Here is a 19,583-nt window from a genome sequence, read left to right on the forward strand (position 1 = left end):
AGGTAATTCACAATGGCTTTAATCGCTCGAGCTCGCAAAAAGCGCAAGCCGGTCGCCGAGATGAACGTAGTGCCCTACATCGACGTGATGCTGGTACTGCTGGTTATCTTCATGGTGACCGCGCCGATGCTCAATCAGGGCGTGAAAGTTGATCTGCCCAAGGTTTCCAGCGAAGCCTTGCCGCAAGACAACAACACCCAGGTCCTGACCATTTCGATCAAGGCTGACAAGACCTACTACTGGAACCTTGGCAGCGAAGTCGATACCCAGAAACAGCAGGACAAGGCCATGACCTTGCCGCAGATGACCGACGCGGTGACCAAGATCATCCGCTCCGGCAACGAAGGCGGCAAGCACACCCAGGTGTTCATTCGTGGTGACAAGGTTGTCGACTACGGCTCTGTCATGGGCGCCATGGGCGGGTTGCAGAAGGCCGGCGTCGGTAACGTTGGCTTGATTACCGAGGCGCCCTGATGCAGCAGCAGCGAGAGCCGTCCGCCTCGGAAAGCTTCTTCTGGCCTAGCGTCTGGGCAATTGCCCTGCACGTCCTGGTGTTTGGCATGCTGTTCGTCAGCTTTGCCATGACCCCGGACCTGCCGCCAGCCAAGCCGATCGTGCAGGCGACCCTGTATCAGCTGAAATCGAAAAGTCAGGCCACCACCCAGACCAATCAGAAGATTGCGGGTGAGGCCCAGAAGTCGGCTGCGCGCCAGACTGAAGTCGAACAGATGGAACAGAAAAAGGTCGAGCAGGAAGCGGTGAAGGCTGCTGCGGAACAAAAGAAAGAAGAGGCGGCTCAAAAGGCCGAGGAATCGAAAAAGGCTGACGAAGCGAAGAAGGCCGACGAGGCGAAAAAGGCTGATGAAGCCAAGAAGTCCGAGAAGGCTGCCGAAGCTAAAAAAGCCGAAGAGAAACAATTGGCTGATATAGCCAAGAAGAAATCTGAAGAAGAAGCCAAAAAAGCTGCCGAAGAAGAGGCCAAGAAAAAGGCCGCTGAGGAAGCCAAGAAGAAGATAGTCGAAGACGCGAAGAAGAAAGCCGCCGACGACGCCAAGAAAAAAGCTGAAGCAGACGAGGCGAAGAAGAAAGTCGCCGATGATGCGAAGAAGAAAGCTGCCGCCGACGCCACCAAGAAAAAGGCCCAGGAAGCAGCACGTAAATCCGCCGAAGAGAAAAAGGCCCAGGCCTTGGCAGATTTGCTTTCCGACACGCCGCAGCGTCAGCAAGCCTTGGCCGATGAACGTGGTGATGAAGTCGCGGGCAGTTTCGACGATCTGATTCGGGCACGGGCAGCAGAGGGTTGGACGCGTCCACCTTCGGCACGCAAAGGCATGACAGTAGTGCTGCAGATCGGCATGTTGCCGGACGGTACGGTGACTTCGGTCAGCGTGGCCAAGTCCAGTGGCGATGGTTCGTTCGACAGTTCGGCGGTTGCAGCGGTCAAGAACATTGGCCGGTTGACCGAGATGCAGGGAATGAAACCAAGCGACTTCGCTCCCTATCGTTCATTCAAGATGACATTCACACCTGAGGATCTAGCCTTGTGAGAAACCTTCTTCGAGGAATGCTTGTCGTTATTTGCTGTATGGCAGGGATAGCGGCGGCGGATGAAAAAAATATCCTGGTCACCAGCGGTAGCGATCGGGCCACTCCGATCGCAGTAGTACCGTTTGGCTGGCAGGGCGGCAGCGTGCTGCCGGACGACATGGCCCAGATCGTCAGTGACGACCTGCGCAACTCCGGTTACTACGCGCCGATTCCAAAAGGCAACATGATCAGCCAGCCGAACCAGGCCAGCGAAGTTGTGTTCCGCGACTGGAAAGCCGTGGGCGCGCAGTACCTGATGGTCGGCAATATCGTGCCAGCCGGTGGTCGCCTGCAGATCCAGTACACCTTGTTCAACGTGGCCACCGAGCAACAGGTCTTGACCGGCAGCGTGTCGGGCACCGCTGAACAACTGCGTGACATGGCTCACTACATTTCGGACCAGTCGTTTGAAAAGCTCACCGGTATCAAGGGTGCTTTCTCGACGCGTCTGCTTTATGTAACGGCTGAGCGTTTCTCGGTAGACAACACGCGCTACACCTTGCAACGCTCGGACTACGACGGTGCTCGTGCCGTGACCCTGCTGCAATCCCGTGAGCCGATCCTGTCTCCGCGTTTTGCGCCGGACGGCAAGCGTATTGCCTACGTGTCCTTTGAACAGAAGCGTCCGCGCATCTTCGTCCAGCACATCGATACTGGCCGTCGTGAGCAGATCACCAACTTCGAAGGCCTCAACGGTGCGCCAGCCTGGTCGCCGGATGGTTCGCGCCTGGCGTTCGTGCTGTCCAAGGATGGCAACCCGGATATCTACGTGATGAACATGGCTTCGCGCCAGATTTCTCGCGTGACCAGCGGCCCAGGTATCAACACCGAGCCGTTCTGGGGTAAAGATGGCTCGACCATCTACTTCACTTCCGACCGTGGCGGCAAGCCACAGGTCTACAAGGCAAGCGTGGGCGGCGGTGGTGCGGAACGTGTGACCTTTATTGGTAACTACAACGCCAATCCGAAGCTTTCGGCTGATGAAAAGACGTTGGTGATGATTCACCGTCAGGATGGTTTCACTAATTTCCGGGTTGCGGCCCAGGATTTGCAGCGCGGAACCGTAAAAATCCTTACAGATACCAACCTTGATGAGTCAGCCACTGTTGCGCCCAACGGCACCATGGTAATCTACGCCACCCGCCAGCAGGGCCGGGGAGTCTTGATGCTCGTATCCATTAATGGACGCGTAAGGCTCCCACTTCCTACCGCTCAAGGCGAAGTCAGAGAACCATCCTGGTCCCCTTACCTGAACTGACGCGGCGCTACAAAAAGAAGTACTTAACACACTGGGGTTCATTAGGAGTTTCACGATGGAAATGCTGAAGTTTGGTAAGTTTGCTGCTCTGGCTCTGGCTCTGTCCGTAGCCGTTGGTTGCTCGTCTAAAGGCGGCGACAATGCCGGTGAAGGCGCAGCTGTTGATCCAAACGCTGGTTACGGCGCTAACACTGGTGCAGTTGACGGCTCCCTGAGCGAAGAAGCTGCTCTGCGCGCTATCACCACTTTCTACTTCGAATACGACAGTTCGGACCTGAAACCAGAAGCCATGCGCGCTCTGGACGTTCACGCGAAGGACCTGAAAGCTAACGGCGCTCGCGTTGTTCTGGAAGGTAACACCGACGAACGTGGTACTCGTGAGTACAACATGGCACTGGGCGAGCGTCGTGCGAAAGCCGTTCAGCGCTACCTGGTACTGCAAGGTGTTGCTCCAGGCCAACTGGAACTGGTTTCCTACGGTAAAGAGCGTCCAGTTGCTACTGGCCACGACGAGCAGTCCTGGGCTCAAAACCGTCGCGTCGAACTGCGTAAGTAATTCGTCATGCGAACGTGCCGTCGTGCTCTAACTGTATTGGCTCTCAGCCTCGCACCGCTCGCGGTGTGGGCTGCGGTTCCTGTGGAAGATAGCAACTCTGGCTATAACAATAGCGGGAGCAGTTATCCGCCAGCGGGTTATGGCACGAACGGCGCCTATGCGGGGGGAGCGGCTACGTCCGCTCCCTCGGCACAGGGCGAACTGTTCAACCAGCTGCAACGCATGCAGGATCAATTGGCGCAGCAACAAGGCACCATTGAAGTTCTGCAAAACGAAGTGCGTCAGCTGAAGCAAGAAGGCCTGGAGCGTTACCAGGATCTTGATCGACGTATTGGAGCCGGCGTTACACCTGCCGCAACTCCTGATAATTCTTCTGCCGGTGGCGCGCCTAGCGCCGCTATCGGCGGTGCAGCAGCAGGGGCGGCTGCCAGCCAAACCCCTGCCGCCAGCAGCGAACCGGGTGATCCGGCGAAGGAAAAGCTGTATTACGATGCAGCCTTCGACCTGATCAAAGCCAAGGACTTCGATAAAGCCAGCCAGGCATTTGCCGCTTTCCTGCGCAAATACCCGAACAGCCAGTACGCAGGCAATGCCCAATACTGGTTGGGCGAGGTCAACCTGGCCAAGGGTGACCTACAAGCGGCGGGCCAGGCATTTGCCAAGGTCAGCCAGTTGTACCCCAAGCACGCCAAGGTGCCGGATTCGCTGTACAAACTCGCTGACGTAGAACGCCGCCTGGGTCATACCGACAAGGTCAAAGGCATTCTGCAGCAAGTGGTTGCCCAATATCCTGGGACTTCCGCTGCCCAGTTGGCCCAACGGGATCTGCAACGCTTGTAAGCAACGCTGCCCGTTTAGAAGAAACCCGCGCCTGGCGCGGGTTTTTTCGTTAGAATCCACGCCCTTTTATGAAACACGCTTTTTGGGGCCCACGCGTTGGCGGGGTCTCTTGAAGTGCCTGACGGAGGCGGACAGCCTGTTTAGCTGTTACGCCCGTGGCGACTATGCAAGACACATTACGTATCACCGAAGTTTTTTACTCGTTGCAGGGTGAAACGCGCACCGCTGGCCTGCCCACAGTATTTGTGCGCCTGACCGGTTGCCCGCTGCGTTGCCAATACTGTGACAGCGCCTACGCCTTCAGTGGCGGCACCGTGCGCACCCTCGACGACATCCTCGAACAGGTTGCCGGCTTCCGGCCACGCTACGTCTGTGTGACGGGCGGTGAGCCGTTGGCGCAGCCCAATGCCATCCCCTTGCTCAAGCAGTTGTGCGACGCCGGTTACGAGGTGTCCCTGGAAACCAGCGGCGCCTTGGATATTTCCGCGGTCGACCCGCGCGTGAGCCGGGTAGTCGATCTGAAGACGCCCGACTCCAAGGAATCGCACCGCAACCGTTACGAGAACATCGACTTGCTGACGGCCAACGATCAGGTCAAGTTTGTGATCTGCTCCCGCGACGACTACGACTGGGCGAACTCCAAGCTGATCCAATACGGCCTGGACCGTCGCGCAGGCGAGGTGCTGTTTTCTCCCAGCCATCACGACCTGAACGCCCGCGACCTTGCCGATTGGGTCGTGGCGGACAATCTACCGGTGCGCCTGCAATTGCAGTTGCACAAATACCTTTGGAACGACGAGCCAGGACGCTGACATGACTGCACAAACCAACGATCAAAAACGCGCTGTAATCCTGCTGTCCGGCGGCCTCGACTCCGCCACCGTAGTCGCGATGGCGCAAGCTGAAGGCTACAGCTGCTACACCATGAGCTTCGACTACGGCCAGCGCCATCGCGCCGAACTCAACGCCGCTGCCCGTGTAGCGCGCGACATGGGCGTGGTCGAGCACAAGGTCATCGGCCTGAACCTCAACGGCATCGGCGGTTCTGCCCTGACCGACAGCAGCATCGACGTGCCGCAAGCGCCGAGCGAAGGCATTCCCATCACCTACGTGCCGGCGCGCAACACCGTCTTCCTGTCCCTGGCCCTCGGCTGGGCAGAAGTGCTCAACGCCCGCGACATCTTTATCGGCGTCAACGCAGTGGATTACTCCGGCTACCCGGACTGCCGCCCAGAGTTCGTCGAGTCGTTCGAACGCATGGCCAACCTGGCGACAAAGGCCGGTGTAGAAGGGCAGGGCTTCCGTATCCTGGCGCCGCTGCAAAACCTCAGCAAAGCCGATATCGTCAAGGCTGGTGTAGGACTTGGCGTCGATTACTCGCTGACAGTTTCCTGCTACCAAGCAGACGATGACGGCCGTGCTTGTGGGAAATGCGACAGCTGCCGACTGCGTGCAGAAGGCTTCCAAGCGGCCGGAATTACGGACCCAACGCGTTATTTCTGATTTATTTAAAATAAGGTGTTGAATAATCCTTAGAAATCAGTATTATACGCGCCACCACACAGCGGGTCGTTAGCTCAGTTGGTAGAGCAGTTGGCTTTTAACCAATTGGTCGTAGGTTCGAATCCCACACGACCCACCATTTTTGGCGGTTTAGAAAATCCGGAAGGCCCACGCAAGTGAGGATTTCCGGGTTTTTTTTTGCCTGGGATTTAGGGCCGTGCAGGCGCCTGGAAGCTGAACGGGTCAGAGCAAAACGGCCCGCACAGTCGATGCAGAGCCCTTCTGCACTGCTGAGGTATCAAATAGCCATTACCCCCTTGCATGATTTGCCTGATACTACGCGTCGCAATTCGACCGAAATCAGGACTCCTCTCTCATGGACGATTTTTTGCAGCTCTCGGCTCTACTGCGCGCAAAGTATCAGCGCCCGGCAGGCTTCAACCTCTTCTCAGTACTGCGCAGCTCAAGTGATGAAGTTCGGCTTCATTCGCGCTTTCTCGCCTTCCTGCTCGACCCCAAAGCTAGCCACAATCAGGGAGCCGCATTGCTGAACCTCCTGTTGACGCGAGTGGGCGTCCAGAACTTCGATTCATCGAATGCGATTGTCGAGGTCGAGTACAAGAACATCGACATCCTTGTGCGCAACCCATCCAATCAAGCCGTGATCATCGAGAACAAGGTTTACGCCCGCGACCGGGACGAACAGTTGTGGGACTACCATCAGAAAATGCTGGGGGAAGGCTACCGCGATATTTGGACCACGTACCTCACCCTGGACGGTGCCGAGCCCAGTCAAGAAAGCAAAAAAACACTGCCGGTAATTCTGCTTAGTTACGAAGCTGAGATCATTTCGTGGTTAAGGGACTGTATCCCCTTGGTAGCCCGCGAGCCCGGCGTACGGGAAAGCATTTTCCAGTACATCGAACTACTCCAAAAGCTGACATCCAGTGACCAGAGCGAGCGCTACATGAGCAAGCTGAAAGAACAGATTCTGTTGGGCGATAACCTCTTCGTGATTGCCGATATCAACCATGCGTTCCAATCGGTATTGGCCGACCTGCAGCTCGACATTTGGCAACGCATGACAGCTTATCAAGCTCAACAGTATTCGTACCTCGGCAAGCCAGAGATTACGGCGACGAAGGAGGCAGTTTCTGACTTTTACAAAAAGGCCAAAAACAACAAGTTCATCGGCCTCCTATTCCCATTCAACTTCATGGAGGGTGGCGTTTACATTGAGGTCAACCACCGGCTTTACGTGGGTTATTACTGTGACGGTGACCAATATCCTGAAGATCGCGAGCGCCTATTTGAGCTAAGCCGGGAGATTGCCCCCCGTAGTCGCAACACGAGCACTCTGTTTTGGCGGTACGCGAAAACCAATGTGAACCTCCATGCCCCCTCCAATGAGGACTTGGCTCTCCTGCGAGCCCCTGAAACGAGGGAGTCGATTGCCACCGGCCTAATTGATGACGCGCACGAACTTTGGCAGCGAGCGCTCCAGAAGTTTGCCTGACCGCAGAAACAACATTTCAGGAGGACCATTTATGGCAAAGGGTTGGAGCAACGAAGAAGGTCACGCGCCGCCAGGTGGCATCGAAGGCATGCGCAAATGGGAGAAAGCCCTTGTAGCTGTTAAACAGCTTGGAGGCTGCGCCACTCGTAAACAGGTCGAAGCCTGGATTATCGCCCGTGAACCCAAGTTCAACCCCAATAACTTGACCGACCTCTACATGATGTCTGTTAACGCCCGAGCCCGCGGGGGTTATACGCAAAACAAAAAACCTCGACGGACTGATCAGGGCAACCGCTACGACAAGCTGTTCAACGTCGGAGAAGCCACCTTTGAGCTTTATGACCCGGTTCGGCATGGCATTTGGGAGATTTACCCCGACGCGTTATCGGGAAGCCGATTTGGAGTTTCTGTTCGACAGGTTGCAAGTCCTGTCGAAGAAGCACTGGCAGTCGCCGAGGCTGCTGCTGAGCAAGCGGACTTTTTTGATCCTACAGACGTCGCCGATGCCAGAAAGCGCGTGACCGCCGATATCATCCGTCGCCGAGGGCAGCCCGCTTTCCGCAAAGCGCTTTTGGAGGCCTATGGCGAAGCCTGTGCCATTACCGGTTGCAACCTACTCGCTGTGCTCGAAGCCGCGCATATCCATCCCTACAAGGGCGCTCACACCAATGTGGTCTCCAATGGGCTGCTGTTGCGGGCTGACATCCACACCCTGTTTGATCTGGGGCTGATCGCCATTGAGCCCGAAACGATGCGCGTGCGCGTGTCGCCACAGCTGGAGGGCACCGACTACGGGAAGTTGAATGGTTCCCCGCTTCGCCAACCCGAACAAAATGCTCGCCGCGCTAGTCCAGAGGCTTTGGACTGGCACTGGAGCCAATGTAGTTGGAGCGCGTAAACGAGCAATAAGGCGTGCAAGAACGCCGGTTTGTCAGCTGTGTTTGCTCGCACGAACATCATCAGTTAGGTCGGAGTTCTGGTGTCTGTGTTTCTTGGAACTCCGTGAAGAAATTTTGTTGTCTACGATTTTGATCGGCATGCGGAACTGGAAGGTTTCGCAACGACCGATAGCCTCATTGCCCCATGCCAGGAAGACCCCATGCGTCACCTCAACCCCATCACCCGCGCATTTCAACCCGAGTCCATCGGCGACATCACCTTCCATTTCGACCCACGCCATCAGCCTGAATTATCCACGCTGGTCCAGCGCTTCCTCGCCGCACCGCACCAACACACCACCCTCGACATACCGGAAGCCACCCGCGGCGTGTTCCTGCTGGAGGGCGAGCGCCGATGGGTGCTGAAGCACAACAAGCTTGAGCACTGGAAAAAACAGCTGCAAAACTACCTGGGGCTCAAGCGCGCGTTCGGCCTGCACGATTTGACCAATGAGTTCATCAACCTGTCCGTGGTGTCTGCCAAGTCCGCCAGCGTGCCGCGTGTCGCCGGGTTCGGCTATAAAACGCGCTTCCCCTTCCTGAAAGAGGAATACCTGCTGGTGGGCTTTTTTGACGATCATTGCAGTGTGGATGACCGTCTTATCGCGCACCCGGAACAGGCCGGTAAGCTGCTTCCACAGGTGTTTGGACTGTTTGCGCAGATGCTCGCCGAAGGGTTTGTGCACATGGACCCGCACCCCAAGAACATTTTGATCGCCCCGGACGGTCAGCTACGGCTGATCGATTTTGAATGCTGCGCGCATTCGGTCATCGACCACGATTTCAGCCTGGGCTTCCTGATGGGCTACTTCTATCACTTCTGGATCAAGCGCTTCGTCACCCTCGACGCCTATCGTGTGCTCTGCGAGCGCTACCTGATGGACGAGCAGCCGAACCTGCAACGCGCCACCTTCGACCCGGTGTTCGAACGCTTCCTTACCCACAAAGTCTCGCGCACCACGCGCTACAGCATCCTGACCAACGCCAAGGCCCAGGCCGCCTTCAAGCGGGCTCCCGCCACGCACCCTTGATGCACTCAGCGGCGTTTGCCAAACACTGACTTCGGCGTCTTGCCAAAAAACCGCGTGAACGCCGCGCTGAAGTTGTTCGGGAATTTGTACCCCACCTGGTAGGCCGCCTGCGCCACCTGGCAACCGCTTTCCAGCAGGGTGTAGGCCTTGCGCATGCGAATCTCGTTGAGCATGCGGTGTGGGGTGGAGTTGAAGCGGTAGTGCAAGCCTTCCTTGAGCTTGAACTCGTTGAGCCCAACCGCCGCACAGAGATAGGGGATGGTCAGCGGTTGGTCCATCTGCTCGATCATGATGTCGCGCGCACGCTCCAGTTTCTCGATGTCGGTGGCGCTGAATTGCAGGCTGTCCGGGAGGGTGGCGGGGCTCAGCAACTTGAGCTGCTCGGAGAGCAGGCTCAGGGTGTGGATGTGCATGTCCAGCGTTCCGGTCACGCCGTGGTTGAGGTAGCGGGTCAGCGCGCTGGCATGGCTGGCGCTGGCGGCCGAGGTCTTCTGGAAGGCCAGTTGGCGCACGTTGCCGTTGCCGAGGATCTGCTGGGTACGCTGCTCGCCGATGTATTTGTTGAGCATGCTCTCGCCAATCAACAGCCGCAGTTGCGACACCGTCGCGCCGGCTTCATAGCAGCGCTCACCGAGGCTTAGCTGGAACGACGTGATCGTGGTGAAGCCTGCCCGGAACGACACCGCCGCGCCATCCGCCCCTTTATAGCCAGAATCACCCTGCATGCCGAAGGTAATCACCAGCATGTGGCGGTTGTGCGGGCTCACGGTTTCTTCAATCAGGTTGCGCGTCGGGCGATAGCGCGAGCGCACCACCATCAGGTCGTCATCGAAGCTCAGACGTTCCGAATAGCATTCGCCCAGCTCTTCCGGCAACTGCTGACGCATCCAGCCGCAGTCTTGCGTGCTGACCAGCCGCGAGTGCGTTGACGCGACTCGATACGACTGGGAAATCCTTTGTAAAGCCGACACGTTTCACGCCCTCCCTAGTTTTGGCTCCGATTCGCATATGGATTGATCCGAAATCCATACGGACATACATGATAAGCATTCGCATTAATGAATAGCATGTTTCCCCATCAACTGCCATCGCCACGACGCGGCCATGGGGCGATTCATTGAAGGGGAAAGCGTTTGAACACAGGGGTTTTCAGCGGTGTGCTGGTGTGTTGGCTGGGCGGCGCAAGCGTTGCCATGGCACAGACCGAACTGGCACCGGTCACCGTCACGGCCAACAAGATCGAGCAGACACAGGAAGCAGTCCCGGCGAGCCTGTCGGTAATCACCGGCGAAGACCTGCGCAAAGGCAATATCGATGATCTGGAACGCCTGGCCCGCACCACGCCGGGCTTCACTTTCCAGCCGTTCGGTCAGTCTGGCACCAATCTGCCGGTGGTCCGTGGCCTGAGTTCCGGGGCGACGGCGTTTTCCTCCTCGATGCTGATGCTCGTGGACGGTGTGCCGACCCTGATGGGGCAGGGCTTCGACCACAACCTGCTGGGCGTCGAGCGCATCGAGATCCTGCGCGGCCCGCAGTCCACCCTGTACGGGCGCAACGCCGAAGCGGGCGTGCTGAGCATCCACACCCGCCAGCCCGGCGATACGCCCTACGCGCGCATCGAAGCCGCCGCCGGCAGTCGCGACCTGCGCACGCTGAGCGCGGATGCCAGCACGGCCCTGGCGCCCGGCACCTTATACGCCGGCGTGTCCGGCCAATGGCGCGAGCAGGACGGCTTTATCGACAACGCCTATAAAGGCGGCCAGGCCGACGACCGTGAACGCCACAGCGCACGCATGGTGCTGCGGTGGACGCCAACCCTGGCCACCGACGTCAACCTGCGCTACAGCCGACAGGACTACCGCGATGGCGGCTCACAATGGGGCGCCGCCACCTCGACCCGGCGCGAAGTGCGCTCCGGCACGCCCAGCTGGAACCACTCCAGCGGCCGCAGCCTGTCGCTGGATGTGCAGCACACCTTCGATTCCGGCGTGACACTGCGCTCCATCACCGCCCGCAACGACTTCTACGACCGCCTGCAACAAGACACCGACTTCCAGCCGGCCGACCAACTGCACCTGGCCCGCGACTACCACTTCAACACTCTGTCCCAGGAATTTCGCCTCGAAGGCCAGTGGCGCGACAACCAGTGGCTGCTCGGCGCCTATGCCGACCGCGACGACCACGACCTGTCCTACCAGCAAAAACTGCCGCTGCGCCTGACCGAGACCGCCAGCCAGTTGGGCGGCAACACCAGCGCTCTGTTCGGCCAATGGCTGATGCCCCTGGCCGAACGCTGGACCCTCACCCTCGGCGCCCGTGCCGAGCAGGACAAAGTGCATATCGACCCGGCCATCGGCAGCCGTCAAAGCGCCAGTTGGCAACGCTTCACCCCCAAGGCCGCGCTGCAATATGAGTGGCAGCCCGACGCCTACGTCTACGCCAGCTACGCCGAAGGCTTCCGCGCCGGCGGCTTCAACGCCTTCTCCAGCGCTGCCAACTACCCCGGCTACGACCCGGAAAAAGTCAAAACCTACGAACTCGGTGCCAAGGGCTGGCTCGCTGACAAACGCCTGCGCTACTCGGCCGCCGTGTACCTGATGGACGTGCGCGACATGCAGGTGCAGCAGATCATCCAGCCCGGCGTGGTGTACATCACCAACGCCGCCACCGCGCGTTCCACCGGGCTTGAACTGGAGGTCGAATACCTCGTCGCCGACGACTGGCGCGTCGTCAGTTCCGTGGGCCTGAACCGCACGCGCTTCAAGCAATTCACTGAAGGCGGCAACGACTACAAGGGCAATCACAACCCCTACGCGCCGGACCTCACCGGCCACCTCAGCCTGCGCTACGACGCGCCTGCCGGCTGGTACGCCCAGGGCGGTGTCAGCGCCGTCGGCAAGACCTACCTCGACGCCGCCAACCAATACAGCCGTGGCGGCTACGGCCTGATCGACCTGACGGCCGGCTACGACTTCAGCCACTACGGCATCAGCGCCTACGTGAACAACGCCGCCGACAAGCGCTACGACGCCGTCGGCTACCTGAATGGCACCACCCGCGTGTACAGCCCGGGCCGCGAAGTCGGCCTGCGGCTCAGCTATGAACTGTGAGCGATAAACCTATGAACCTGTCCACCCCACATGCCCTGCAACCTTTCTGGGATTTGACCCTGTCCGCCGTCCGCGCCGACGCCCTGCGCATTGCGCTGGAATGGAAACTCTTCGACCTGCTGCAAGTACCCACCTCGGCCCACCTGATCGCCCGGCAACTGGAACTCGACCCGGCCAACACCGGCTTCTGGCTCGAAGCCCTGTGGAGCATGGACCTGCTGCAGCGCGATGAACGCCAGCCGCCGCTGTACCGCAACACGCCGGTGGCCAGCGATTACCTGCGCAGCGATGCCACGGATTATTGCGGCGACGCCTGGACCTTTCGCCTGCGCGGCATGCGCCGTTTCGGCAGCCAACTGGGCGAGCAAGTGCGCGCCGGCCAACCCGATAGCCAACCCACCGACATGACCACCACCATCGACAACTGGACCGCCGCCGCGCGCCTGCAAATCGCCCAGGAGCAGCGCGCCGTCACCGTCGACGTGGCGCTGCGCCTGACAGCCCTGATCCCGGAGTTCCGCCAGGCGCGCCGCCTGCTCGACCTCGGCGGCGGCCCCGGCCTGGTGGCGATTGCCCTGGTGCGGGACAACCCGCTGCTCAGCGGCGAAGTCTTCGACTTCGAAAAAACCGTCGCAGTCGCCGCCGCCAACATCCAGCGCGCCGGCCTCGAACAACGCCTCGGCGTGCGCGGCGGCAACCTCGCCAGCGACCCGATTGGCGAGGGCTACGACGTGATCTGGTGCTCCTCGGTGCTGCACTTCGTGCCGGACCTGCCCGCCACCCTGGCCAAGATCCACGCCGCACTGCGCCCCGGTGGCGTGCTGATCAGCGCCCACGCCGAGATCCCCGCCGACCCCGAACACGCCCAGCGCGTGATGCCGTATTACCTGTCGATGCAGATGCTCGGCCGCCATGTCACCGAGGCGGGTGGCCTGAGTGAGGCCTTGCAACAGGCCGGCTTCAGCCATATCGACAGCTACCCCGAAGTGGCCTTTGCCGTGGCGCCCGTCTCGGTGCTGGTGGCTCGTCGGAGCGCCTCATGAACTCGTCCATGTGGCGCCTGCAATTGCTGTTTGGCTGGCTCGGTTTTGTCCTGGTAGTGCCGAGCATCTACCTGCTGCTCGGCCTGCCGTTGGTGATGCGCGAACACGGCTGGTCGGGCACCGACATCGGCCTGTTCCAACTGGCCGGTTTGCCGGCGGTGTTCAAGTTCCTGCTGGCGCTGCCCGTGCAGCGCTATCGCTTCCAGCGTGGGCATTACCGCAACTGGGCGATGTTGTTGTGCGTGTTGTTGGCAGTGTTGTTGGTGGCGGCCAGCCAACTGTCGATCACCGGCAACCCGCTGTACCTGTTCGGCCTGGCGTTCGCCGCCTCGGTGCTGGCGACCTGGGCCGACATTCCGGTCAACGCCCTGGCGATCAAGTTGCTGCCGCAATCGGAGCAAGTGCGCGCCGGCAGCATCCGTTCGGCCGCGCTGTTTCTCGGCGCGATTGTCGGCGCTGGCGTGATGTTGCTGGTGCAAAGCCGCTGGGGCTGGCAAGCGCCGTTCCTGTTGATGGCCGGCGGCTTGCTGTTGGCGTTGCTGGCCCTGGCCTGGCTGCGTGAAGGCGACGCGCAAGCGCCCAATAGCCAGCCGGTCAACCCGGCGCTGGCCGACTGGTCGGGTTACTTCCGACAACCCGGTGCACGCCTGTGGACCTGGGTGCTGTTGACCAGTTTCCCGTTTGTCGGCGCGGCGTGGCTGTACCTCAAGCCGCTGCTGCTGGACCAGGGCATGGTTGCGCCGAAAGTCGCGCTGATCGCCGGAGTCGGCGGCGGCGTGGTTGGGGCCGTGGCCAGCTTGCTCGGCGGGCGCTTGATCCAGCGCATCGGCCCGGGCCGCGCGATTCCGCTGTTTATGTTGTGGGCGTTGATTTCGTTATTAGCACTGACCGCCGCTGTCGGCCTGCGCGCCGACATGCTCTGGCTGGTGGCGGCGGCGTTCCTGCTGGCGACGGCCATGGGCGCGGTATCGACCCTGGTCTTCGCCCTGATGATGTTTTTCTCCCGCGAGCATCGCCAGGCCGCCGACTACGGCTTGCAGGCCAGCCTGTTCGTGTTGACGCGCATGTTGGTGCCGATCGGCGCGGGCGTACTGCTCGACCGCAGCGGCCACGTCGGCATGCTCGCCGGCCTGTCGCTGGCGATGGCCCTGGTGTGCGGCGTGGCCGTGCTGGCCCGGCGTTCGATTGCCTTGGCTACCGGCGATCAGCAGCGGCCGGTCATTTGATCCTCAGTTTGATTGGAATAGGGATAGGTTCATGAAGGCCACGTTAGGAATCTGCTTGATTACCCAGGCGCAGCCGCTGATTGAGGACGTGACGTTTGTCATCGAGCATTTGCAGGCCGGTTTGCAACCGCTGCCAAATGCCGCTGACTGGCCCGTGACCGCTGGCGATTGCGAAGAGATGCACCAGGCCCTGGGCCCCCGGCCGCACAGCGAGGCGGTGCTGGAAACCCTGATGGTCCAGGCCCAGCGCTACCTGCAAGGCAGCCCGGCGCATGCGGCGGCGTTGCCGGACATGTGGCTGATGAGCTTCGATTCGGTGGCGGCTGCGCAGGCCCGCTTGCGTCAGCAAAGCCCGCCACTGTCCAACGAGCTGTTCATCCTCGACCTCGGCGAACAGGCCGAAGCGGGCGAGGATGATCCGTTCGACGCGCTGATCGCCGCCGCACCGAATGCGCGCCTGTCGCCCCATTCGGCCGTGCTGTACTGCGCCTTGTCGGCCTTGCCGGGCTGGATGAACCGCGTCGGCGGCAACCGCCACCTGCGCGTGGCCAACGACGACCGCGCCGCGCGCCGTGCCGATCTGCTGCGCATCATCCTTGACCATCTGGAGCACGCGCACTTCAACCGCTTGCTCGCCCGTTCCATCAGCGGGCCGTTGCTTTCGGTGAGCCTGGCCACCGAGGTCACGCGCTTTATGCACAGCCGCTGGCAGGAGCGCTGGGACTTTCACGCCTACACCGGTTCGATGGTCGCGGGCCTGATCCAGTCGATGCAGCAGAACGTCGCCGGTACTGGCGTGCGTTGCCTCAGCGGCTGCAACGAACACAGCCTCGCCGTGGGCGCCATGGCCGGCTGGCAACTGTTTGGCCGCGCCTATGTGATCACCGTGACGTCGGGCATGATCGACGAGTTTCGCGGCACCCTGGCCAACCTCAAGCGTATCGGTGCGCCGGGCCTGATCATCTGCGCCGACAGCCCGGAAAACGTCTGGTACGCGTTCCAGGGCACCCACGACAACGACAACGACGGGCGCCAGGTCATCGAAGCCAAGGGCTTGCGCCAGGTGTTCATCCGCAAGGTCGAGGAGATCGGCGTTTGCCTGGAGCAAGCCTTCGCCATGCTCGCCGAACGTGCCGAGCCGGTGTTTATCCTCGCCACCCAAGGCGTGCTCGAATCGCGTCCGCAAGTGCCGTTGAACGTGGCGTTGCCGGCCTTGCCGACAGCTGCCGAAGTAGAGCTCAGTAGCGCGCAAAGCGAAGCGCTGGACCAGGCCTTGGACCTGATCAACACCCAACCGCTGCACCTGCTCTGGCAGTGCGGCAAGCTCAGCGATCAACAGCGCCAACGCGTGCATGCCCTGGCCGAACGCGGCGCGATTGCGCTGTCCGACAGCATCACCCAGCCGGGCAGCGTCGGCCCGTATCACCAGGGCCGCAAGGTGCCGAACTACCTCGGGCCGCTGTCGTTGTATGGCTTCAGTCGCCGGGTCTACCAGTTCGTGCACACCGACCACGAACTCAACGGGCCGCACAGCCACTGCGTGTTCTTCCTCAAGGGCAAGGTCGATCAGGCCGCCACGCCGTTCTCCGAAGGCAAGCTCAAGCGCCAGTTGCGCGTGGTGCAGGTCAACCATGAGCCGCGGCACCTGTCGCCATTTACCGACCTGGCGCTGGACGTGCCGCTCGACGTGTTCCTCGACCACATCGAGCGCGGCTTGCAGGTCGAGCCGGTGGTGCTGGCCCTGCGCCGCGCCAAGCTGGCGCAAGTGGCCGCCACCAGCGAAAGCGTGGCGGCGGACCATATCGAAACCCTGCCGATGACCGCCAACTACTTCTTCCGCCGCCTCGGCAACCTGGTGCGCGAGTTGATCGAGCAGCACGACTACCGCTACATCGGCGTGTACGACGTCGGCCGTGGCGCCATCTCGGCGTTGCGCAACGTGCCGCGCACCGATCCGGGGTTCTCCGGCTGGTATGGCCGCGCGCTGATGGGCGATGGCCTGATGGCCTTGCCGTATATCGCCATGACCGGCAGCGGCAACGTGCTGGCGTTTGTCGGCGACGGCGCCCGTGCGTTGGTGCCGGACATCGAAGCGCGCCTGGCCCAAGGCCTGACCGATCCTGCGCGCAACGTGACCGTGTTCTACCTCAGCAACGGCGTGCTCTCGCTGATCCAGACCTACCTCGACAAACGCTACGCCCACAACGGCGCGCACCAGGTCGCGGTCAGCACCCGCGCCGCCGCGACGCAGCCCGTGCAGCGCATCGGCACGATCAACCTGCACCGCGAGCGCCTGGTGAGCTTCGATGAAGCGCACCTGCGCAACGCCCTGACCCAACCCGGGCAACTGAATATTTTCGACGTATTGCTGGCCCACAACTCGGAAGGCGACGGCTTGAGCCTGGTCTCCGAAACCGCCTGGAACCGTCAATGAAACACAGAGGACACGCTCCCATGAAATTCGGCTTTATCGCTCACCCGACGTCCATCGCGCTGCAACGCCAAGTGAAGATCATCGACCTGCTCGACCGCACCCTCGCGGAGCAGGATCGCGGCTATCAGCCGGAACTGTGGCAACCGCGTAACCTGGTGCCGTTCGCCGATTTCGGGCGCATCGTCAGCGCCACCGGCGCCACCTGCGAAGGCATCCTGCATTACCTGCCACTGACCGCCGAACAAATGCTCAGCCAGCCGCGCAGCATTGCCGCGCGGGTGCTGGACGGTGTGAACAGCCTCAAGGAGCAGGGCGCCCATCTGGTCGGTCTGGGGGGCTTCACGGCCATCGTCGGCAACCGTGGTTTGCAGACCCAGGAGCGCAGCGGCGTGGCGGTCACCACCGGTAATTCGCTGACCGCTTACGCCGCCTACAAGAACGTGCTGGAAGCCATGCAGCGCCTCGACGTAGACCCGGCCGACAGCGAAGTCGCGGTGGTCGGTTACCCCGGTTCCATCGCCCTGGTCATCGCCAAGTTGCTTGCGCGCCACGGCTGTCGCCTGCGCCTTGTGCATCGCGGCAGCGTCGAGCAAGGCCTGGAAAGCCTGGCCTATCTGCCGGGAGAGATGCACGCCCAGGTGCGCCTCACCGCCGAGATCGAAAGCTGCTACGACGACGTGCGTTTCTACGTCGCCGCCACCTCCAGCGGCGGGGTGATCGACCCGTATCGCCTGGCTCCCGGCGCGGTGGTGATCGACGCCGCATTGCCCCGCGATGTGCTGGCGTTCAACCACGACCGCAACGACATCCTGATCGTTGACGGCGGCCTGGTGTCGGCCAGCGACGCGGTGCATTTCGGCACCGAAAACCTGGGCCTCGCGCCGAAGAAATTCCTCAACGGCTGCCTCGCCGAAACCCTGGTGCTGGCCCTGGAAGGGCGTGCCGAGGCATTCTCCATCGGGCGTGAATTGCCTGAAGAAAAAGTCCTGGAAATCGGCCGCATCGCCGAGCTGCACGGCTTCTCGCCGTCGCCCATGGCCTCCTACGGCGAGCGCCTGCGCGACGAAGACTTCCAGCCCCTGCGCCGCTTCCACCGCCGCCAGGACGTGGCGCCGCCCGCCGACCTGCGCGCCGAAGCCTTGCGCTGCTTCGGCCAGCACATCAACCCGGTGCTGCGCGAGTTCTACCAGTTCAACCATATCGAACGCGTGTTCACTCAAGGCGACGGCTGCTGGCTGACCGACCTGGACGGCGGCCGCTACCTGGATTTCGTCGCCGGCTACGGCTGCCTGAACACCGGGCACAACCATCCCAAGGTCAACCAGGCGTTGCAGGCATTCCTGCAAAACCAGCACCCAACGTTTGTGCAGTACGTGTCGGTGCCGCTGCACACCAGCCTGCTCGCCCAGCGCTTGAGCGAACTGGCGCCGGGCGATCTGGAGCGGGTGTTCTTCAGCAACTCCGGCACCGAGGCCATCGAAGCCGCGTTGAAACTGGCGATGGCCGCGATGCGTCGCCCGCGTGTGCTGTATTGCGACAACGGCTACCACGGCAAAACCCTCGGCGCGCTGTCGGTGACCGGCCGCGACAAACACCGCGACCCATTCAAGCCGCTGCTGTCACGCTGCGATTCGATTCCCTTCGGCGACCTGCACGCCCTGGAAACCGCCCTGCAACAAGGCGATGTCGGCGCGTTCATCCTCGAGCCGATCCAGGGCGAAGGCGGGGTGATTTTCCCGCCAGCGGGTTATCTGCAACAAGTGCGGGCGCTGTGCACGGCCCACGATTGCGTGATGATCCTCGACGAAATCCAGACCGGCCTCGGCCGCACCGGCAAGCTGTTTGCCTGCGAGTGGGAAGGGGTGGTGCCGGACATCCTGGTGCTGTCCAAATCCCTTTCCGGCGGCGCCGTGCCGATTGGCGCGACGCTATCCAGTGCGGCGCTGTGGGACCGCGCCTACGGCAGCATCGACACCTTTGCCTTGCACACCTCGACCTTCGGCGGCGGCAATTTCGCCTCGGCCTCGGCCCTCGCCACTTTGGAGGTGATCGCCAACGAAGACCTGGCCGGCAACGCGGCGCGGGTCGGTGCGCAACTCAAGGAAGCCCTGAGTGAAGCGGTCAGCGGCTACCCGTTCATCCGTGAAGTGCGCGGCCAGGGCCTGATGATCGCCATCGAGTTCGAGTACAGCTACAAGGGCGGCGTGGAGGCATTTGTGCGCGAGTTTGCCAGCCGCATGCCGGGCAACGCGGCGGGCACCTATCGCATGCTGTCGGGCAAGGCCAAGCGGCATATCGACGAGGCCATCAGCGAGATCGAGAAAAACTTCGAGGAGATGTTCGTGCTGCGCTTTGTCAGCAAACTGTCCCGGGAGCACGGCGTGCTGACCTTCGTCACCGCCAACAACAACCGGGTCATGCGCATCCAGCCGCCGCTGGTGCTCAGCGAGTCCGAGGCGCGGCATTTTGTGCAGGCGTTCAGCGCGGTGTGCATGGACATGTCGACCTTCCTCGGCTGACGTGCTGACGCAAAGTCCTCCC

Annotated in this window: 16 protein-coding genes and 1 tRNA gene; 16 read left to right on the forward strand and 1 reads right to left on the reverse strand. The window is 61.3% G+C overall.

The features are described from left to right. Positions 1–21: 21 nt before the first annotated feature. The 11 genes from tolR to J1G37_RS06885 all read left to right on the forward strand — a co-directional run bounded on the left by tolR (position 22) and on the right by J1G37_RS06885 (position 9,229). Entirely contained in the window at positions 22–474 is a 453-nt protein-coding gene (gene tolR / locus J1G37_RS06835) for a protein TolR (RefSeq protein ID WP_161630238.1), read from the forward strand. Further along, positions 474–1,547: a cell envelope integrity protein TolA gene (gene tolA, locus J1G37_RS06840; RefSeq protein WP_207040640.1), complete on the forward strand. Its 1,074-nt coding sequence runs from the start codon at positions 474–476 to the stop codon at positions 1,545–1,547. Before tolR ends, tolA begins: the two co-directional genes overlap by 1 nt. Positions 1,548–1,564: 17 nt before the next feature. Then, a complete protein-coding gene (gene tolB / locus J1G37_RS06845) occupies positions 1,565–2,845 on the forward strand; it encodes a Tol-Pal system beta propeller repeat protein TolB (protein WP_032865025.1) in 1,281 nt (426 codons plus the stop codon). Positions 2,846–2,900: 55 nt separating this feature from the next. Further along, positions 2,901–3,401: a peptidoglycan-associated lipoprotein Pal gene (gene pal, locus J1G37_RS06850; RefSeq protein ID WP_003209827.1), complete on the forward strand. Its 501-nt coding sequence runs from the start codon at positions 2,901–2,903 to the stop codon at positions 3,399–3,401. Positions 3,402–3,407: 6 nt separating this feature from the next. Then, on the forward strand, positions 3,408–4,241 hold the full coding sequence (ybgF, locus tag J1G37_RS06855; protein ID WP_207040641.1) for a tol-pal system protein YbgF: 834 nt from the start codon (positions 3,408–3,410) through the stop codon (positions 4,239–4,241). 164 nt (positions 4,242–4,405) lie between these two features. Beyond that, positions 4,406–5,053: a 7-carboxy-7-deazaguanine synthase QueE gene (gene queE, locus J1G37_RS06860; protein WP_124524942.1), complete on the forward strand. Its 648-nt coding sequence runs from the start codon at positions 4,406–4,408 to the stop codon at positions 5,051–5,053. Position 5,054: 1 nt separating this feature from the next. Beyond that, positions 5,055–5,744, forward strand: coding sequence for a 7-cyano-7-deazaguanine synthase QueC (queC, locus tag J1G37_RS06865; protein ID WP_207040642.1), 690 nt, complete (start codon positions 5,055–5,057; stop codon positions 5,742–5,744). Between the two features lie 63 nt (positions 5,745–5,807). Further along, positions 5,808–5,883: transfer RNA gene (locus J1G37_RS06870), tRNA-Lys, on the forward strand. Between the two features lie 237 nt (positions 5,884–6,120). Next, entirely contained in the window at positions 6,121–7,260 is a 1,140-nt protein-coding gene (locus tag J1G37_RS06875) for a PD-(D/E)XK nuclease family protein (RefSeq protein WP_207040643.1), read from the forward strand. Positions 7,261–7,291: 31 nt separating this feature from the next. Next, positions 7,292–8,158, forward strand: a complete 867-nt coding sequence (locus tag J1G37_RS06880) for an HNH endonuclease (protein WP_242551455.1) — start codon at positions 7,292–7,294, stop codon at positions 8,156–8,158. Between the two features lie 201 nt (positions 8,159–8,359). Then, positions 8,360–9,229 carry a phosphotransferase gene (locus J1G37_RS06885; protein ID WP_207040645.1) on the forward strand — a complete coding sequence of 290 codons (870 nt, stop codon included), beginning with the start codon at positions 8,360–8,362 and terminating at the stop codon, positions 9,227–9,229. A 5-nt stretch (positions 9,230–9,234) separates the two neighbouring features. Here J1G37_RS06885 and J1G37_RS06890 read toward each other — a convergent pair whose 3' ends face one another. After that, positions 9,235–10,200, reverse strand: a complete 966-nt coding sequence (locus J1G37_RS06890) for an AraC family transcriptional regulator (protein WP_207040646.1) — start codon at positions 10,198–10,200, stop codon at positions 9,235–9,237. A 222-nt stretch (positions 10,201–10,422) separates the two neighbouring features. On the opposite strand from J1G37_RS06890, the gene J1G37_RS06895 reads away from it, so the two are divergent. Genes J1G37_RS06895 through J1G37_RS06915 form a run of 5 tightly spaced genes read left to right on the forward strand, consistent with a single transcriptional unit; the run spans position 10,423 to position 19,561 of the window. Next, complete coding sequence (locus J1G37_RS06895; RefSeq protein WP_347402335.1) at positions 10,423–12,339, forward strand: TonB-dependent receptor; 1,917 nt, start codon at positions 10,423–10,425, stop codon at positions 12,337–12,339. Between the two features lie 11 nt (positions 12,340–12,350). After that, entirely contained in the window at positions 12,351–13,382 is a 1,032-nt protein-coding gene (locus J1G37_RS06900; protein WP_207040648.1) for a methyltransferase, read from the forward strand. After that, the gene (locus J1G37_RS06905; protein WP_242551457.1) at positions 13,379–14,608 is read left to right on the forward strand and encodes an MFS transporter; all 1,230 of its coding nucleotides are present in this window, start codon (positions 13,379–13,381) and stop codon (positions 14,606–14,608) included. Before J1G37_RS06900 ends, J1G37_RS06905 begins: the two co-directional genes overlap by 4 nt. A gap of 31 nt (positions 14,609–14,639) precedes the next feature. Further along, entirely contained in the window at positions 14,640–17,042 is a 2,403-nt protein-coding gene (locus J1G37_RS06910) for a decarboxylase (RefSeq protein ID WP_207040649.1), read from the forward strand. 20 nt (positions 17,043–17,062) lie between these two features. Further along, complete coding sequence (locus J1G37_RS06915) at positions 17,063–19,561, forward strand: aminotransferase class III-fold pyridoxal phosphate-dependent enzyme (RefSeq protein WP_207040650.1); 2,499 nt, start codon at positions 17,063–17,065, stop codon at positions 19,559–19,561. The last annotated feature ends 22 nt before the right edge of the window (positions 19,562–19,583 follow it).

The organism is Pseudomonas sp. Marseille-Q1929 (assembly GCF_017316265.1).
Taxonomy (GTDB): Bacteria; Pseudomonadota; Gammaproteobacteria; order Pseudomonadales; family Pseudomonadaceae; genus Aquipseudomonas.

Bases quoted from the DNA above. Each gene is read 5' to 3' on its own strand.
- J1G37_RS06880 (WP_242551455.1), top strand. From the start codon at position 7,292: ATGGCAAAGGGTTGGAGCAACGAAGAAGGTCACGCGCCGCCAGGTGGC.
- pal (WP_003209827.1), top strand. From the start codon at position 2,901: ATGGAAATGCTGAAGTTTGGTAAGTTTGCTGCTCTGGCTCTGGCTCTG.
- tolB (WP_032865025.1), top strand. From the start codon at position 1,565: ATGCTTGTCGTTATTTGCTGTATGGCAGGGATAGCGGCGGCGGATGAA.
- ybgF (WP_207040641.1), top strand. From the start codon at position 3,408: ATGCGAACGTGCCGTCGTGCTCTAACTGTATTGGCTCTCAGCCTCGCA.
- J1G37_RS06915 (WP_207040650.1), top strand. From the start codon at position 17,063: ATGAAATTCGGCTTTATCGCTCACCCGACGTCCATCGCGCTGCAACGC.
- queC (WP_207040642.1), top strand. From the start codon at position 5,055: ATGACTGCACAAACCAACGATCAAAAACGCGCTGTAATCCTGCTGTCC.
- J1G37_RS06905 (WP_242551457.1), top strand. From the start codon at position 13,379: ATGAACTCGTCCATGTGGCGCCTGCAATTGCTGTTTGGCTGGCTCGGT.
- J1G37_RS06900 (WP_207040648.1), top strand. From the start codon at position 12,351: ATGAACCTGTCCACCCCACATGCCCTGCAACCTTTCTGGGATTTGACC.
- J1G37_RS06885 (WP_207040645.1), top strand. From the start codon at position 8,360: ATGCGTCACCTCAACCCCATCACCCGCGCATTTCAACCCGAGTCCATC.
- tolA (WP_207040640.1), top strand. From the start codon at position 474: ATGCAGCAGCAGCGAGAGCCGTCCGCCTCGGAAAGCTTCTTCTGGCCT.
- J1G37_RS06895 (WP_347402335.1), top strand. From the start codon at position 10,423: ATGGCACAGACCGAACTGGCACCGGTCACCGTCACGGCCAACAAGATC.
- J1G37_RS06910 (WP_207040649.1), top strand. From the start codon at position 14,640: ATGAAGGCCACGTTAGGAATCTGCTTGATTACCCAGGCGCAGCCGCTG.
- queE (WP_124524942.1), top strand. From the start codon at position 4,406: ATGCAAGACACATTACGTATCACCGAAGTTTTTTACTCGTTGCAGGGT.
- J1G37_RS06875 (WP_207040643.1), top strand. From the start codon at position 6,121: ATGGACGATTTTTTGCAGCTCTCGGCTCTACTGCGCGCAAAGTATCAG.